Raw genomic sequence first — 15596 nt, 5'->3', positions numbered from 1 at the left:
TCTCCTTTATCGAAGACCTTTCACCACGAAGGACGCAAAGCCCGCACAGGGGAAAACGGACACGCTTTCATCGGCTCACTCCTTCGTGACCGTGGTGTGCTTTGCGGTAATGTTTTAGCGGTCGCATTCGCCCATCACCATATCGAACATGGCGAGCAGGACCACGAAGTCCGCGATCTTGGTGCCGATCGAAATTTTCTCCAGCGCGGTGACGTTGACGAATGACGCGGGGCGCACATGATAACGCCATGGATTCGGCTTGCCGTTCGAGACGACGTAGTAGCCGAGTTCGCCCTTCGGCGATTCGACTCGTCCGTACGCTTCGCCGGCCGGTACGCGGACCTGATACTGCGGTTTCTGCGAGTTGATCGGTCCCTGTGGGATCTGTTTGATGGCTTGGTCCAAGATCCGCAGGGATTGGCGAATCTCGTCGATGCGGATGAGGTAGTTGTCCATCAGGTCGCCGTTGTAGCGCACCGCCACGTCGAAGTCGAAGCGGTCGTAGATCCCGTAGGGGTCGGCGCGGCGGATGTCGTAGGGCACCCCAGCCGCGCGCAGGACAGGACCCGTGATCGAGTAGGCGATGGCGTCCTCCGCGTTGATCATCCGCACGCCCTTCATGCGCGAGAGCAACACTTCGTTCTCGGTCAACATGCGGTCGAGTTCGTCGGTCTTGTATTGCAGGCGGTCGTAAACCAGATCTTTGATCTTCGGCATCACGTCGTCGGGGATGTCTCGCACCACGCCGCCGAAGCGGAAGTAGTTGCACATCATGCGCGCGCCGGAGATGGCTTCGAAGATGTCGAGGATGAGTTCGCGTTCCTCGAAGGCATACAGCGAGGGCGTGTACATCGCGCCGAGGTCGTTGAGCAATGTGCCGATGAAGACGAGGTGGTTTTGAATGCGGCTCAACTCGGAGACGATCACGCGGATGTATTCGGCGCGTTCGGCGACGGGGATCTTCATCAGTTTTTCGACGGCGAGGGCGTAGCCGAAGTTGTTGGTCATCGAGTTGAAGTAATCGAGGCGGTCGGTGAATGGCATGTTCAGCAGGAATGTGTTGCGTTCGCCGATCTTGTCGTGGTTGCGATGCAGATAGCCCAGCACGGGTTTGAGCCCGGCGATCGTTTCGCCGTCGAGGGTCATCACTGCGCGGAAGACGCCGTGCGTGGAGGGGTGGTGCGGTCCCATGTTGATGACGATACGGTCGGTGTTGAGTCCGTCCTCTTGTTTCACCGTGTAACGCGCCAACGCGCCGTAGAGCAACGCGTCGCCTTCGGGAATCCATTTTTCGGGGTCGAAGTTTTGCGGGAAGGCGAGGTTATCCTTGAACGGATTTTTATCCTCCGCCATGTAGAACTGCCCATCGGGCCAACGGCTTTTGAACGGCTTGGTATCTTCCTCGTAGAAGCCCTCTTTCCAATCTTTGCGAAGCGGGTGACCTTCGAATCCTTCCCACATCAAAATGCGGCGCAGGTCGGGGTGACCGGTGAATTTGATCCCGAGCAGATCCCATGCTTCGCGCTCTTGCAAGTCTACGCCGGGATACAGGTGGATCAATGATGGGACTTCCACCGGGTCTGTTCGCGGGACTTGGACTTTGTACACTAAGCCGGGTCCACCGGTGGTGCGGTAGGCATGATAGACGACTTCCATTTTGTCGGGCGGATAGTCCACGCCGGTGACGGCGGTCATCAAGTCGAAGCCGAATTCGTCGCGGACGGCGGTGGCAACTTCGATGAGCGAATCTTTTTCGACGATGAAGCCGGAGTAGCCGGGGCGCGCGTCGGCTTGGACCATGCCGGGGAATCGGGCGACCAGATCGACCGTCGAGGTGGAGGCGGGGGCGGTCATTGAGTCCTCCTATGCGTCGTGAGGCGTGGGGCGCGTCTTCCTGCGTACCGGTCTACTTGTGTGCGTGTTTCCGCGCTTGGTACTGCGTATGGCATGAAGAGCAGGCTCATCTCATCCCTCCTTCACAGCCGCGGCGGATTTTATTTCCGCGTTGCGGCGCGGGTCGATCAGGTCGGGACCGAGGATCGGGACCGGCACGTAATTGGGGTCTTTTGTTTTACGTCGGTACCACGAGACTTGCTTAATGGACTGCTTGTCGATTTTTTCCTGCAGTTTGATCAGCCCGGCGATCAACGCTTGCGGAGTGGGGGGACAGCCGGGGATGTAGACGTCGACGGGCAGAAATTTATCGATACCCGCGACGACGTTGTATCCCTCTTTGAAGGGCCCGCCGCCGGACGCGCACGCGCCCATCGCCACCACGTATTTGGGTTCGGGCATTTGGTTGTAGAGGCGGATGATGGCGGGCACCATTTTCTTTGTGACGGTTCCCGAAACGAGCAACATGTCGGCTTGGCGCGGCGTGGGACGCATAACCTCCATCCCGAAACGCGCCATATCGTAGCGCGCGGTCTGCGCGGCGATCATTTCGATGGCGCAACATGCGAGACCGAACATGAGGGGCCACACCGACGAGCGGCGACCCCAGTTGTAGAGTCGGTCGAGCGTGGTCACCGCGATGGCGTGTTGCAGGTCTTCTGGAATTTCGTATTGAGGCAGGCTTAACGGTTCATTGTCCATGCAGATGCTCCTCGAACCAGTCTTGATAGATGGCGTACAAAATTTCGTCGTTGGCTAGCGCGGGATCGTCGTCGAACTCAGGCAGGGCGAGCGTCCAATCGTGGATTTGTTTCAATGTCACGTCTTCGATGTTCACATCGGGATACTTGCGCTTCAGCGTGAGGGCGATTGCGAAGGTTGATTCCCAATTGAGGACGGTATCGTTCATGAGAATTGGAGAATTAGAGAATTGCGTCAATTCTCTACTCCTCTCTATTATCGATCTGCGCTCTCTGCAATTTTCCCGAATAATCCACGTAAATGGATTTCCACTCGGTGAAGACTTCGAGCGCGGCTTGTCCCGCCTCGCGGTGACCGTTGCCCGTGCCGCGCACGCCGCCGAACGGGAATTGGATCTCCGCGCCTGTGGTGCCGTGATTGATGTAGACCAAGCCCGTGAAAATATCGCGCATGGCAGTAAAGGCGCGGTTGACATCCTGCGTGAAGATCGAAGTGGACAAACCGTATTTGGAACGGTTGTTGACTTCGATTGCCTCTTCGAGCGAGTCCACTTCGATGATGGAAAGCACGGGACCGAAAATTTCTTCTGCTTCGAGCATGGAGCCTGGTTTGACTCCGTCGAACAACGTTGGATTGTAGAAAAATCCTTTGCCGCCCACGTCCGCCACCGACGCGCCGACCAGCACCCGCGCTTCTTTCGCGCCCGCTTGCACCATGCTGTGAATTCGTTCGAGCGCGACTTTGTTGATGACGGGACCGACGTCCACTTTTGAGTCGAGTCCATCGCCGAGTTTGAGTTTCTTTGTGCGTTCGGTCAGCGCTTCTTTGAGTTTGCCCGCGATTCCCTTTTGGACGATCAAGCGGCTTGCGGCTGTGCAACGCTGACCCGTTGTGCCGAACGCCGCCCAGAGACTGGCATCCACAACCAGATCGAGATTCGCGTCGTCCATCACGATGATGGCGTTCTTGCCGCCCATTTCGAGCGATAACTTTTTATTGAGTTTGCCCGCCGCCTCCGCGATGGAGCGACCTGTCGTCGTCGAGCCAGTGAACGAAAGCACACGCACGTCGGGATGATCCACGAGCGCCTTCGCCACGTCCGCGCCTGATGCCATGAGCAGGTTGAACACGCCAGCGGGGATCCCTGCTTCTTCGAATACCTTTACGAACGCGGCAGAGACAGCGGGAGTCTCGGGCGAAGGTTTCCAAATGATGGTGTTGCCCGCAACCAACGCGGGGAAAATTTTCCATGATGGCACAGCGATAGGAAAATTCCAAGGAGTTATCAAACCAACAACTCCAGAAGGGTCGCGGACTGCCATGCCGAATTTGTTCATCATTTCTACGGGCGCGGTGTAGCCGAGCAAGCGGCGTCCCTCGCCGCCCATGAAGTACGCCATGTCAATCGCTTCTTGCACATCGCCGCGCGCTTCGGCAATCACTTTGCCCATATCGCGCGTGAGCAATTGCGAGAGTTCTTCTTTTTTCTGTTTGAGGATGTCGCCGACTTTGAAGAGCAGTTCTCCGCGCAGTGGGGCGGGGGTAAGCCGCCACGCATTGAACGCGTTCTTCGCCGCGCTCACCGCCGCGTCCACATCGGAGATTTCGGCTTGCGCGATCTTCGCTACAACCTCTTCGTTCGCCGGGTTGATTGTTTGAAACGCGCTTTTCCCCTCGACCCACTTGCCGTTGATATAGTTTTGAAATTCCATGATCGAACCTAAATATTGAGATTTGATTTCACGGCGATTATAACGCTTGAATGAAGTTCGTCAACAAATTTATGTAAAGATATTTTTCCATAAATAAGAAGGTGAGTATAATCACACAATGCCTGTGACAACCGTCCGACGCAAAATATTGGCTTACATGACGAAATACCGGACTTCGTCTGCGCGAGAGATTTCACGCGGATTGAAGATGTCTGCCGCGACGGTGCGACATCACTTACGCATCCTTCTTTCGGACGGGCGGCTTGAGTCGGCTTCGGTACGCCTCCGCGCCGCCCGCGGCAGACCGGAGAAGGTGTATTCGATCCCGCTGGCGGCGCTGGGCGATAATTTGTCCGCGTTGAGCGAGGCTCTATTGGCGGAGACAGGCAGAACCGTCGGAATCGAAGCGCTGGCGAAGCGCCTGGCTGGCGAATCAGATTTCGCGAGTCAACCCATTGCTCGGCGATTGAATCTTGTCGTTGAGAAGTTGAATCAAATGAATTATCACGCGCGTTGGGAGGCGGGCTCGGATGGTCCGCGCGCGATCCTTGGTCACTGCCCGTATGCGGCGATTGTCGCAAGGCATCCTGAATTGTGCAAGATGGACGCGCTCCTGTTGGAAAAAATGATGGGCGCCTCGGCGGAGCCGTTGACAACGATCAGGGAGGGAAGTTCGAGTTGTGTGTTCGCGATGAGAAGATAACGATCAACCTGGGGTTGTCTAAAAAGGGGAAGAACAAGTTGAGAAAACGGCGTAAACGGAGCAAGAGACAAAAAAACTGGCGGTCATTGGATCGCCAGTTTTCGTAAATTGTGCGCCATGCACACCAGACCCCACTCCACATCCACTTTTTTCAACCCTCGGAGCATGAACCTTCGGAAGCCCATGTTCTGTTTCACGTCCCCGAAGACCGTTTCGGGTTCAATGCTTGTAATTTACGCAGGCCATACCCTGCTCGGAAAGCAGGTTGTCTTTGGCTTGCTGACGATAGCGGCGGAGTTCAAATCCGACTTGCATTTGGCGATTGCCTTTGGCTTTGGTGCATTTGGGTTTGAGAGGGCAGGCGGCACACTCCAAACATTCATAAACCCGCCGTTCAGATAAGAAGCCGTTTTTGGATTGGTAGGGTTTGGTTTCGATATAGACCATGCGATGGTGGGCGGGACACACGAACTGATCCTTGTCCTGATCGTAGGGAAAGCAGGTTGACTTGAAGCGCATCTTCTCAAGCAGTTCGGGTTTGCGCGGCGGGTGTTGCTCCTGGTGGAAGGTGTTGTATTTGAGGTAGTTCCCCATGCCGTGCTTTTCCAAATAGGCATAGTTTTCTTCGCTGCCGTAGCCTGCGTCGCCAGACACGTTTTTGAATTGTTTGCCCTGCGGAAACTGCTGTTGTTGCATATGGGGAATGAAGCAACTGGTATCGTCGGCTTGTTGGTGGAGGCTATAGCCCACCACAAACTGTCCTTCGGTTCCTATTTGCACGTTATAAGCTGGCGCGCCAGCGGCTTGCGCGCCGCCCGGCCTTCCTTCATGCGCAGACTGCTGGCCTGCGGGTCGGTTTCTGAATAGCTGTTGCGTCCCGCCAGAATGCGTTCTTGCTCTTCGTACTTCCCAAACGCGGCACATCCTCCTGCTCCAATTTCTTCATTGCCTTTTTCTGTTCCGCGTCAGCGGCTTTTCCCTTCAACTGGGCGTTGATCTCCGCCGCTTTCCGCTTCACCTTCTGGCCGTCAACTCGCTTTGCTCGCCCAGTTCTCCCAGGTTTTCCTCCCCGTATACTGCATTCTCGCGTTCGTTCACCTGCTCGATTTCATCCAGCAACGCCTGAATTTGCTGTTGTAGTTTCTCCTTGTATTTCTGCGTCTTCTTCGCCCACACCACTTTGTGCGGGTTGGAGTTGGCGCCCAGCTTGCTCCCATCCACAAAGTAATTCTCCATCTTCACGTAGCCCTCTTCCACCAGAAGCTCCATCATCGAAGCGAACACTTTCCGCACCGCTTCCTTCAACGTGTCGCTCCGAAAGTTGTTGATCGTGTGAAAGTCCGGCCGGTGCCCCCGCTGATCCACATGAAGCCAATATTCTCCCACAGCGCTTTTTCGATCTTCCGCGACGAATAGATCTTCTGGGTGTAGGCATACACAATCACCTTCAACATCATGCGCGGATGATAACTGCTCGTCCCGCCCCCTTTGTATTTTGCTAAAAGCGGCTCGATGTCCAGCTCATCCACGACGCGATTGACCACCCGTACCAGATGTTTTTCAGGGATCAATTCTTCCAAACTCGGCGGCAGCAGACTCAACTGCTCCATTGCGTACGGCTTGAAGGTGAGGTTTCGGTTGTTCATCTCCCTATTGTATTAAACTTTTCCCCAACTGAGGAGGGGCTGTCCTCCCCTTTTTAGACAGCCCCAGGTTTTTTCCAAGGGGACAACGTTGATGCCTCCGCAGTTCAACTGCGGACTGAACGGATTCTATCAACTATCAAACCCAAGACCGAACAAGTCCATGGCTTTGAGCCAGAGATTTTCTTTGCCTTGATTCTTATCTGCCTGCGCCAGCGACCAGCGCGAGAGGTTGATGCCGATGGAACGCAACGGTTCGGGCGGAAAGGGAATCGGTTTGGTGCGGACCATCTCCAGTTCGGTTCGTTCGGTTTTCTTGTTGCCGAGAATGTCGAGCATCACTTGCGCCCCGAAGCGAGTCGCGCCAACGCCGAGTCCGGTGTAGCCCATCGCGTAAGCGGTCTTGCCGTGATGCGTCGTCCCCCAAAACGGACTGAAGCGCGAGCAGGTGTCGATCGCTCCGCCCCAGGCGTGGGTGAAGCGAGTCCCTTCAAGGGAGGGAAAGGCTTGAAAGAAGTGGTCAGCCAGAAGGGCGAACGAAGCGGGTCGGTTTTCGAGGCGACTCCCGAATCCGTTATTCCAATGATAGACGGCGTCGAATCCGCCCCAGAGGATTCGACCATCAATCGTTGTGCGGAAATAATGGAATTGATTGTTGCCGTCGCTGAGTCCCTCGCGCCCGCGCCAGCCGATGGAGTCGCGTTGCGAGGCGGTGAGCGGTTCGGTCATCAGCGCGTAATCGTAGACGGGGACAACGTAACGCTTGATCTCTTTGATGAGCGGGGGAAAGGCGTTGGTAGCGAGCGCGACTTTGTTCGCCGTAATTTTCGCGTGGGATGTGCGCGCGATGACTTTGTTTTTTTCTTCGATCAATTGTGTGACGGGCGAGTGTTCATATAACCGCACGCCGAGATTCAAGCAGGCTTGTCGAAGTCCCCATGCGAGGTGCGCGGGGTTGACGATGGACGAATCGAATCGTTTGATCCCGCCGAGGAAGATGGGCGATTTGACGACGCGCTGGATTTGGTCGCGGTCGAGAAACTCGAAATGGATGTCGTATTGCTTTGCGAGTTCGATGATTTCACGAAATGTTTCGAGAAGATAAGGCTCGGTGGCGAGGTCAATCTCGCCGGTGCGCTGGTAATCGCAGTCGATGTTGAGGCGCGCGAGCGTCGTTTCGATCTCCGCGAGGTTGTTGAGACCGAGCGCGTGGAGCGTTTTGATCTCGCGCGACCATTGCGCCTGCCCGTTGACGAATCCATGCGTGATGGACGCGTCCATGAATCCGCCGTTGCGCCCGCTGGCGCCGATGGCGGATTCGCCCGCTTCGAGGATGAGGATGTCGCGATTCGGGTCTTCCTCTTTGGCGAGCAGGGCGGTCCATAAGCCGGTATAACCTGCGCCGATGATGAGCAGGTCAGTGGAAATATTTTGAGTTAATGGCGGTTCGGGGTTGGGTTTGGCTGGGTCGTCGAGCCAGAAGGGGGTGTGCGAAACGTCGGCAACGGCTTGCTTTGCTTTGGAACTGGGGGTGGAGGAGTAGATCATGCTCTCATGGTTGTTTTATACCTCAGGGGTAGTTTGGCTTGCTACTTTTGATTATAACCTGACTGGAAAGAAGAAAGTGGAAAGTGGGTTTCTGGGATTCGCTACAATCAAACCATAAGCAGGAAGATGGGTGGAAAATAGGAATTTCTTCTTGGTATAATCGCCGTGTTTATTGAAAGGAGCGAACCTATGCCTGAAGAATTTCTTGCGAGGATCGAAGTCAACCCTGCGGTGATGTTGGGAAAGCCCGTTATCAAAGGGACGCGAATCCCTGTCGAGTTGCTTCTCCGTAAATTGAGCGAAGGCGCGACCGAAACCGATCTGCTGGACGCTTATCCGCGCTTGACAAAACTTGATATTCAAGCGGCGTTAATCTATGCCGCCAGCGCATTGGCGCACGAAACGATTATTCTCGCGACCGCGGTATGAGCGATCTGCGATTTCTCGCGGATGAAAGTTGTGACTTTGCCGTTGTCCGCGCTTTGCGTTCCAAGGGGTATGATGTTCTAGCAGTCGGTGAATACATGTAACGCTCCGATGACCGCGAATTGATCGAGCAGTCGTATCGCGAGAATCGGATTCTGTTGACCGAAGACAAGGATTTTGGCTGGCTGGTGTTCGCCAGCCATGCTGTTTCTGCGGGGGTGATTCTTATTCGTTATCCCAACAATGTTCGTTCCAAACTTGGGCAGTCAGTCTTGCAATTGGTGGAACGGCATGGTGACGAATTGGTTAATGCGTTTGTGGTTGTTCAGCCTGGTCAGATTCGATTTAGCCATAGAGAATAAAACTCTCCCAATGGGTCATCAAGCCAAAAGTTGTATTGCAACTCAGGGATATTCGGATTGCTACTTTTGAATTTGACTTGCGTAGAAAAGGTGAAAAGGAGCAAAAATGATCGCAAATCAAAAGAGAGCCCTGCGGCGTTCGCGGAGCAACCGAATGTTGGCGGGAGTGTGCGGCGGGTTGGCGGACTTCTTCGGGATCAGTTCGTTCTGGTTCCGACTGGGGATGCTGATCGCCTTCATCCCTGGCGGCGTGCCTGGGGTTTTGATCTACTTGCTGTTGTGGTTGATGATCCCGGGCGAGTAAACGAAGTGACTGTCACCTGAAAGGTGACAGTCACTTTTTATACCATGTTGAATTCTTTTTGCACCACTTCAATCTTCGCCGCGTTCAGGAAGTTCACGGCGTTTTCGTCGGTTCGATAGGATACGCTATACACGATTCGCGCAATACCCGCGTTGATGAGCGCCTTCGTGCAGTTGATGCACGGAAGGTGGGTGACGTAACACGTCGCGCCCTTGGTGGAGACTCCGTGCAACGCGGCTTGGATGATGGCATTCGTCTCCGCGTGGATCGTGCGGACGCAATGCCCGTCCACCATGAGGTGACCGATCTCGTCGCAGTGACCCTGTCCCTTGGGCGAGCCGTTGAAGCCTGTGGTGAGGATGCGCTTGTCGGTCACAAGCACACAGCCGACGAAGGCGCGGTCACAGGTGCTTCGTTCTGACACGGCGAAGGCGATCTTCATGAAGTACGAGTCCCAGTCGGGGCGCATGTTTGATTCTCCGCAAATAAACTACAAAGCCAATTTGGACGCTGAAAAACGCAGATTTCGCTGATTCAAAAGAAAAAGAATCTGCGTTGTCAGCGTGAATCAGCGTCCCCATTTTATTCCACGGTCACGCTCTTCGCCAGATTTCTCGGCTGGTCTACATCCAGTCCGCGCAGGGCGGCGATGTGGTACGCGAGCAATTGTAGCGGAATCACCGTCACGATGGGGGAGAGCATCCACGGCGAGTCCGGTACCCACAGGATATGATCCGCCATGCCGTGGATCAATTCATCGCCGTCAGTGGCGATCGCAATGACCATCCCGCCGCGCGCTTTTGCCTGCTGGATCTGCGAGATCATCTTCTCATGCCAGGGGTCTTTCGGCGCGAGGCATACGACGGGCATGTGTTCGTCAATCAACGCGATGGGTCCGTGTTTCATTTCGCCCGCGGGATAGCCCTCCGCGTGGATGTATGAAATCTCCTTCAACTTCAACGCGCCCTCGTACGCGATGGGCATGTTGATGCCGCGACCGAGATACAAGCAATCGCGGATGTCTTTCAGCGTTTGAGCAACCTTTTCTACTTCACTTTCGCGGTCAAGCGCGCGGCTAACGAGATCGGGAACGAGTCGCAGATCCGCGACGAGTTCTTTGCGTTGCTTTTCGTTGATCGTGCCGCGCAAATCGGCGAGCAGGATCGCCAGCATGTACTGGTCCACGAGCGGGGCGGTGAAGGCTTTGGTCGAAGCAACGCCGATCTCAGGTCCCGTTTGCATTGAGATGAAGCCATCCGAGACGCGCATGGCTTGCGAACCGATGGCGTTGACGATACTCCAGATCACCGCGCCTTTGCGTCGTCCCTCTTCCATCGCGGCGAGAGTGTCCGCCGTTTCGCCCGATTGCGAGATGGCAAGCACAACGGTCTTGTCGTTCAAGATCGGGTCGCTGTAGCGAAATTCCGAAGCGATGACCACTTCCACAGGCACGCGCGCGATCTTCTCGATCAAATATTTTCCAACCATCCCCGCATACGCGGCAGTGCCGCACGCGGTGATGTATATCTTCTCGATTTTTTTCGCGAGTTCTTCGGTCAACTTGAGATCGGGCAAACGGATTTTCCCATTGGCAAAGTCCACGCGACCCGCGAGTGTGTCGGTCAACGCGCGCACCTGCTCGTGGATTTCCTTTTGCATGAAGTGGCGATATTCGCCCTTCTCCGCCGCGACAGGGTCCCACGAAACATTATGCACTTGTGGTTTTACTTTTGCGCCGTCGAGCGTTTCGATGGTCACCGTGTCTCGCGTTACCACCGCCATTTGCCGCGATTCCAAAAAGATGACACTGCGCGTGTGATCCATGATCGCGGGCGTATCGCTGGCGACAAAATTTTCGCCTTCGCCCATGCCGATCACCACGCCGCCCGCGTTGCCGATCCGCGCCGTCACGATCTTATCGGGTTCATCGGCAGAGATCAGCACCACCACGTTCGCGCCGCGGATCTGGTTGAACGTTTTGCGCGCCGCTTCCACCAGTCCGATCCCCGTCGCAAGGTAATGCTCCACGAGATGCACGATGGTCTCGGTGTCGGTCTCCGATTGAAATTCCACGCCCTCGGCGGTCAGTTCATCTTTGAGTTCGAGAAAATTTTCGACGATGCCGTTCTGCACGACCACGACGCGCTTCGTCTGCCCGAGATGCGGATGCGCATTCCGCGCGTTCGGCGCGCCGTGAGTCGCCCAGCGCGTGTGACCGATCCCTGGCGCGCCTGCGATGGGAGATTTCTCGACAAGATCAATTAGTTGGGATAACTTGCCCGCGTCTTTTCGGACTTCGAGCTGGTCGCCGCTGATGACAGCGACTCCAGCCGAATCATATCCGCGGTATTCGAGCCGTTTCAAGCCGTTGAGGATGATCGGCGTCGCATCACGCGCGCCGATGTATCCGACGATTCCACACATGGGGAGTCCTCCGAAATTAAGAGACTAGAGAATTAGAGAGTAGAGACTTGGTCAGTCTCTGGTCTCCAGTCTTGTGATTGTGCCATTACCCGCGTCTCTGCCTGCCTGATCACTCATGCAGTGTTCTTTACGGATTTGTATTTTCGGAGGGAAAGAATAACGGGCGATGGCTCACCCGAAGGGCTTCCGCCGAACTTTCGATTTTCTCTCGTCAGTGGTTTCGATACGTTCCGCGAATTGCACGCGGAACTACTCAACCAGCGACGAGATTAACTCCACCTCGCGATGGAGAACCCTTATCCTCGTCAACTTTAGTTTTGATAGTCTTTCAACCGCGTACTCTTACAGTCATACCACTGCCTAAGGCAACAATGATCAGACTATTCGACTAACAAACTAACAAACTAAAGTTCATGCGCTGACTTTCCCGATTGAATTGGTGTGCGAGCCTCCTTTCTATAAGTGGCGGCATTATATCGCAAAACAAACCCGCCGATCGAAAATCAATCGGCGGGTTTGTTTTTACTTTATCTTTAGCGCTTCACTAGCAGTCGAAGCATACAGTAGGCGTCGGCGTGACGGTAGGCGTCGGTGATTGCGGAGGAACCGTGTGCGTAGGTGTCGGAGTCCGTGTGCGCGTGACGGTAGATGTAGGTGTCCGTGTCGGCGTCGGGACAGTGGCTGTCGGTGTGGGCGTGCGCGTCTGTGTCGGTGACGGGACTGTCGGTGTGACGGTTCTCGTATGTGTGCGCGTCGGCGACGGCACTGTGAGGGTCACAGTGGGCGTGCGCGTGACGGTAGCCGTAGGCGTGCGCGTCCGTGTCGGCGTGCGCGTCGATGTGATGGTCGGTGTGAAGGTGATGGTCGGCGTGTTTGTAATCGTCGGCGTGCGCGTAATGGTTGGTGTCGGTGTGATGGTTGGCGTGCGCGTCGGCGTGCGTGTGATGGTTGGCGTGCGTGTGATGGTTGGCGTGCGCGTGATGGTTGGCGTGCGCGTGATGGTCGCCGTGCCAGTGGCAGTGCGAGTAGCCGTGACCGTGGGGGTTGCCTGAGACGTCACCGTGATCGTACAACCGTTGTCGAGGTTCACGATCAATCCAAAGGAATTGGCAGGCACGATTCCGGGCCAGGCGCCGTCGAGGTTCAAATAGGTAAACCGTAATTGTCGGCTTGTGCTGGCGGGAAGATCAACGAGCGAGCCTAGCCCACCGGGGTTTGTCCAATTTGTTGGCGAGGCACCATCGTCTGTATTGTCAATGGTCGTGTTATTAAAGGACCAGCGGTCCAGGGTCTGTCCCGGGTTCGCGGCGTCGTAGGCGGTCCAGACGAACGTCAGGCTTTGAATCGCGGCTTTGGATGTGCTGCTATTGATGAGGTTTATATTTACGCGCGGGTATCCGCCGCTTGTGGTCGATTGGCTGAAATTGCCGGCGGTGAACAAATTACAACTCGGCGTCGGCGTATAGGTTGGCGTTCTTGTTTGGGTGATCGTAGGCGTGATCGTCGGCGTATTGGTTGAAGTGGAAGTGACGGTCGATGTAGGTGTGCTAGTAACGGTGGGGGTATCCGTCGGCAAAGGAGTATTGGTGATGGTAGGGGTATTCGTCGGCGTGGGGGGAATCGAAGTCACTTCCCATCCGAGTGGGGTGTTGATAGCGCGCACAGCGCGGAAGGATTCCACGTACCCCATGCGGTACGATGCAAGATGGATCATGGATGGTTCGACGCCAAAGGCCGGCATGACGATGAATCGGAAGTTGTAGTCTGCCGCCACGTACACACGATAGCCTGGAGACCCCGCAAACTCTTTTGTTATACCAGGATTACTGATTTCTTCGCAGTTGGCGTAGATCGGTTCGCTCATGACTGGAGGCGTGAAGTCATACCCTTCTTCTTTGGAGCCGCAGACCGTCACGTTGAAAAACAAATCCTCGGTATTCGCGACCGTTTCAAAACGGGCGTTTCTGAGAAGATAACCGATCACGATGCGCGTGGTTTCGTCCTTGATCGAGGGAAGGCGAGCGGCGTCGGTTTCCGTATCCGAGTCGCAGATTCCGCCATCGTATCCCTGACAGTAGATGGGTTCATACGTCCCGGCGGTGGCGTAACGAATTCCAAAACGGGTGGAGTTTTCGATGATCAGCCAGGCGAAGAGCAGGCGCGAGGTTTCCATGATCCCGATCAGTACAAGCAATAAGATCGGCAGGACCAGCGCAAACTCGATCACCGCTTGCGCCTTCGGCTTGGGGGCAGATCGGTTGGTTTTCGGTCGATAGTTGTTCATACGAATACCCGTTATTTTATCATTGTTCACGCGAACATCCTTGTCGCTACATTAAGAAATTCTTCTACTTGGCGATCTTGGTAAAGATGTCATTGGCGATCTTTTCGAAGATTGCGGCAAGATCGTCGCTGTTTGGCGCATAAAAATACAAGCCATGACTTGCAGAACTTCCGCCGGCATCCTCAGCGATATATTCCAATAATTTCTCCGCTTCATCTGGGTCGCCCACTGGAGAGTTTTTAATCAGATTGCCAAGTCCGATTGTGTAAATGGTGATACCGCCTCCGTTAGTTGGGTCTGCCACAGCGTCCGCGCTATCTCTGGCGAAATCATCCGCATCATAATCGGCAGATCCCTTGGCGTTTCGATTAGAAGCGTCGCCATCGCGGCAGGGAGGGGAGATCGATGGGCAGAACCCAAACGGATGAAAAGAAGGCTCCGGGGTCCAGCCCAGTGGAGGTTTCGGCTTCGCTTGATCAGCCTGAGGCGTATCGGTGGCGTTTGCTGGACCGCCTGCGAGCAAAATTGTCACCCAAACCGCTTCGGGGCGGACGTCGCCGACGGTAAATACTGACCACGCCCTTGTCAGGGCGCCGCCGATATTACTTGAATTGCATGAGGATAGGTCTTTAAAATCAGAATGACGTAAGCGGGCGCAATCAAATGGTATAAAAACCCCTGAATCATTAAGATTCCTGCAGAGTCCTTCAGTCGGAGAATCAGGATCGGGTGAAGCGCCATCCTTCACGCAGTCGGGGGGTCTAAACACTTTCAAACTTTCGATTGCATCTCTTACATCATTCTCGGTATCGGAAAGGGGAAGCACCGTAACGTGTTGACGGGTTGCGGTGCCGTCTAACTCCTGTCCTGTAAATGCCACAACAGCAACGCGATCATACGGAAAGTACATGGTCTGCAGAAAATCCTGCGCCACATTTTTCACATCCTCAAGCGGCTGACAGGGGGTGTCAACTGAAATGTTGCAAACGGCCGGGTCTTCGTCATCTACCGGGTTGCCCACATCGTTAGTTGGACCGTCAGTCGTATTCAAGTCCGGTCTGGCATTAGGACCCGTATAGGTGTCGTATGCCATGGAGGCGGAGGTGTCGATCACCAGCACAAGGTCGATCGAGCCGGCTTCACCAACGGAAGTGGCTGAAATCTCCCTTTGGGTTATCCCCAAAATTCGTAGAAAGCCAAAATTAACCATGCGCTTGGCTTCCACGCGCACCAATTTACGGCGCGGGGTTGTGCAAAGTTCAACATCGTGAAGCGTGCCATCCACGACGCTTTCCTCGCCTTCTTTACAGCGATAGATGAGGATTTCGGTGGCGTCGGATTCGTTGAGCACAAGAAAGTTTCTTGCCGCGGCGGCTAAATCCTCGCCGTTAAATCCTCGGCGAAACTGCTGGGATGCGGCAACGGCGGCGGCGTCGATCCCTCGTTTCAATTTGCCGTACTCGATCAATAAAACGCCGCCATCGGTCATGAGACCGACAAATGCGACCAGCCCCACCATGGCGAACGCGATGATCAAGATCGCCTGTCCGCGTTCTGTGTTTCGGAACCATTTTTTAAATCGTTTCATAGTTATC

17 protein-coding genes are annotated in these 15596 nt (G+C 55.0%); 4 read left to right on the top strand and 13 right to left on the bottom strand.

Annotated elements, in window-relative coordinates:
- Positions 1-114: 114 nt before the first annotated feature.
- The 4 genes from IPM31_14835 to IPM31_14820 form a co-directional block, all read right to left on the bottom strand.
- Entirely contained in the window at positions 115-1800 is a 1686-nt protein-coding gene (locus tag IPM31_14835) for an NADH-quinone oxidoreductase subunit D (protein MBK9008257.1), read from the bottom strand.
- 165 nt (positions 1801-1965) lie between these two features.
- Entirely contained in the window at positions 1966-2595 is a 630-nt protein-coding gene (gene nuoB / locus IPM31_14830) for an NADH-quinone oxidoreductase subunit NuoB (protein ID MBK9008256.1), read from the bottom strand.
- Entirely contained in the window at positions 2585-2803 is a 219-nt protein-coding gene (gene iscX, locus IPM31_14825) for a Fe-S cluster assembly protein IscX (GenBank protein ID MBK9008255.1), read from the bottom strand. The genes nuoB and iscX overlap by 11 nt, the downstream gene beginning before the upstream one ends.
- 34 nt (positions 2804-2837) lie before the next feature.
- Positions 2838-4310 carry an aldehyde dehydrogenase family protein gene (locus tag IPM31_14820; GenBank protein MBK9008254.1) on the bottom strand — a complete coding sequence of 491 codons (1473 nt, stop codon included), beginning with the start codon at positions 4308-4310 and terminating at the stop codon, positions 2838-2840.
- 115 nt (positions 4311-4425) lie between these two features.
- Between IPM31_14820 and IPM31_14815 the strand changes: the two genes are divergently transcribed.
- Entirely contained in the window at positions 4426-5010 is a 585-nt protein-coding gene (locus IPM31_14815) for an ArsR family transcriptional regulator (protein MBK9008253.1), read from the top strand.
- A gap of 83 nt (positions 5011-5093) precedes the next feature.
- On the opposite strand, the gene IPM31_14810 is transcribed toward IPM31_14815, so the two are convergent.
- The 5 genes from IPM31_14810 to IPM31_14790 form a co-directional block, all read right to left on the bottom strand.
- Complete coding sequence (locus tag IPM31_14810) at positions 5094-5207, bottom strand: transposase (GenBank protein MBK9008252.1); 114 nt, start codon at positions 5205-5207, stop codon at positions 5094-5096.
- A gap of 22 nt (positions 5208-5229) precedes the next feature.
- Positions 5230-5934 carry a transposase gene (locus tag IPM31_14805; GenBank protein ID MBK9008251.1) on the bottom strand — a complete coding sequence of 235 codons (705 nt, stop codon included), beginning with the start codon at positions 5932-5934 and terminating at the stop codon, positions 5230-5232.
- Between the two features lie 90 nt (positions 5935-6024).
- Complete coding sequence (locus IPM31_14800) at positions 6025-6315, bottom strand: hypothetical protein (protein MBK9008250.1); 291 nt, start codon at positions 6313-6315, stop codon at positions 6025-6027.
- Positions 6312-6656 carry a transposase gene (locus tag IPM31_14795; protein MBK9008249.1) on the bottom strand — a complete coding sequence of 115 codons (345 nt, stop codon included), beginning with the start codon at positions 6654-6656 and terminating at the stop codon, positions 6312-6314. Before IPM31_14795 ends, IPM31_14800 begins: the two co-directional genes overlap by 4 nt.
- A 129-nt stretch (positions 6657-6785) precedes the next feature.
- Positions 6786-8201 (bottom strand): FAD-dependent oxidoreductase, encoded by a 1416-nt coding sequence (locus IPM31_14790; GenBank protein ID MBK9008248.1) that lies wholly within the window; start codon positions 8199-8201, stop codon positions 6786-6788.
- Between the two features lie 189 nt (positions 8202-8390).
- Here IPM31_14790 and IPM31_14785 point away from each other — a divergent pair, with 189 nt between their 5' ends.
- From IPM31_14785 to IPM31_14775, 3 genes are all read left to right on the top strand, one after another.
- Entirely contained in the window at positions 8391-8630 is a 240-nt protein-coding gene (locus IPM31_14785) for a DUF433 domain-containing protein (GenBank protein MBK9008247.1), read from the top strand.
- Positions 8631-8749: 119 nt separating this feature from the next.
- Positions 8750-8989 carry a hypothetical protein gene (locus IPM31_14780; GenBank protein ID MBK9008246.1) on the top strand — a complete coding sequence of 80 codons (240 nt, stop codon included), beginning with the start codon at positions 8750-8752 and terminating at the stop codon, positions 8987-8989.
- Positions 8990-9095: 106 nt separating this feature from the next.
- Positions 9096-9293, top strand: coding sequence for a PspC domain-containing protein (locus IPM31_14775; protein ID MBK9008245.1), 198 nt, complete (start codon positions 9096-9098; stop codon positions 9291-9293).
- Positions 9294-9330: 37 nt separating this feature from the next.
- Here the strand turns inward: IPM31_14775 and IPM31_14770 are convergent, their stop codons facing one another.
- From IPM31_14770 to IPM31_14755, 4 genes are all read right to left on the bottom strand, one after another.
- Positions 9331-9762, bottom strand: coding sequence for a cytidine/deoxycytidylate deaminase family protein (locus tag IPM31_14770; protein ID MBK9008244.1), 432 nt, complete (start codon positions 9760-9762; stop codon positions 9331-9333).
- A gap of 113 nt (positions 9763-9875) precedes the next feature.
- Complete coding sequence (gene glmS, locus IPM31_14765) at positions 9876-11717, bottom strand: glutamine--fructose-6-phosphate transaminase (isomerizing) (protein MBK9008243.1); 1842 nt, start codon at positions 11715-11717, stop codon at positions 9876-9878.
- 544 nt (positions 11718-12261) lie between these two features.
- Complete coding sequence (locus IPM31_14760) at positions 12262-14001, bottom strand: pilus assembly protein (protein MBK9008242.1); 1740 nt, start codon at positions 13999-14001, stop codon at positions 12262-12264.
- A 64-nt stretch (positions 14002-14065) separates the two neighbouring features.
- On the bottom strand, positions 14066-15589 hold the full coding sequence (locus tag IPM31_14755; GenBank protein ID MBK9008241.1) for a hypothetical protein: 1524 nt from the start codon (positions 15587-15589) through the stop codon (positions 14066-14068).
- Positions 15590-15596 lie beyond the last annotated feature (7 nt).

This window comes from Candidatus Defluviilinea gracilis, from assembly GCA_016716235.1.
Taxonomy (GTDB): Bacteria; Chloroflexota; Anaerolineae; order Anaerolineales; family Villigracilaceae; genus Defluviilinea; species Defluviilinea gracilis.
This window is presented reverse-complemented; position numbering and strand designations above follow the sequence as displayed.

What these genes read in the sequence shown, in the direction of transcription:
- IPM31_14835 (MBK9008257.1), bottom strand. Translation starts at nt 1,800, where the DNA reads ATGGTCCAAGCCGACGCGCGCCCCGGCTACTCCGGCTTCATCGTCGAA.
- nuoB (MBK9008256.1), bottom strand. Translation starts at nt 2,595, where the DNA reads ATGGACAATGAACCGTTAAGCCTGCCTCAATACGAAATTCCAGAAGAC.
- iscX (MBK9008255.1), bottom strand. Translation starts at nt 2,803, where the DNA reads ATGAACGATACCGTCCTCAATTGGGAATCAACCTTCGCAATCGCCCTC.
- IPM31_14815 (MBK9008253.1), top strand. Translation starts at nt 4,426, where the DNA reads ATGCCTGTGACAACCGTCCGACGCAAAATATTGGCTTACATGACGAAA.
- IPM31_14805 (MBK9008251.1), bottom strand. Translation starts at nt 5,934, where the DNA reads ATGTGCCGCGTTTGGGAAGTACGAAGAGCAAGAACGCATTCTGGCGGG.
- IPM31_14795 (MBK9008249.1), bottom strand. Translation starts at nt 6,656, where the DNA reads ATGAACAACCGAAACCTCACCTTCAAGCCGTACGCAATGGAGCAGTTG.
- IPM31_14790 (MBK9008248.1), bottom strand. Translation starts at nt 8,201, where the DNA reads ATGATCTACTCCTCCACCCCCAGTTCCAAAGCAAAGCAAGCCGTTGCC.
- IPM31_14785 (MBK9008247.1), top strand. Translation starts at nt 8,391, where the DNA reads ATGCCTGAAGAATTTCTTGCGAGGATCGAAGTCAACCCTGCGGTGATG.
- IPM31_14775 (MBK9008245.1), top strand. Translation starts at nt 9,096, where the DNA reads ATGATCGCAAATCAAAAGAGAGCCCTGCGGCGTTCGCGGAGCAACCGA.
- IPM31_14770 (MBK9008244.1), bottom strand. Translation starts at nt 9,762, where the DNA reads ATGCGCCCCGACTGGGACTCGTACTTCATGAAGATCGCCTTCGCCGTG.
- glmS (MBK9008243.1), bottom strand. Translation starts at nt 11,717, where the DNA reads ATGTGTGGAATCGTCGGATACATCGGCGCGCGTGATGCGACGCCGATC.
- IPM31_14760 (MBK9008242.1), bottom strand. Translation starts at nt 14,001, where the DNA reads ATGAACAACTATCGACCGAAAACCAACCGATCTGCCCCCAAGCCGAAG.
- IPM31_14755 (MBK9008241.1), bottom strand. Translation starts at nt 15,589, where the DNA reads ATGAAACGATTTAAAAAATGGTTCCGAAACACAGAACGCGGACAGGCG.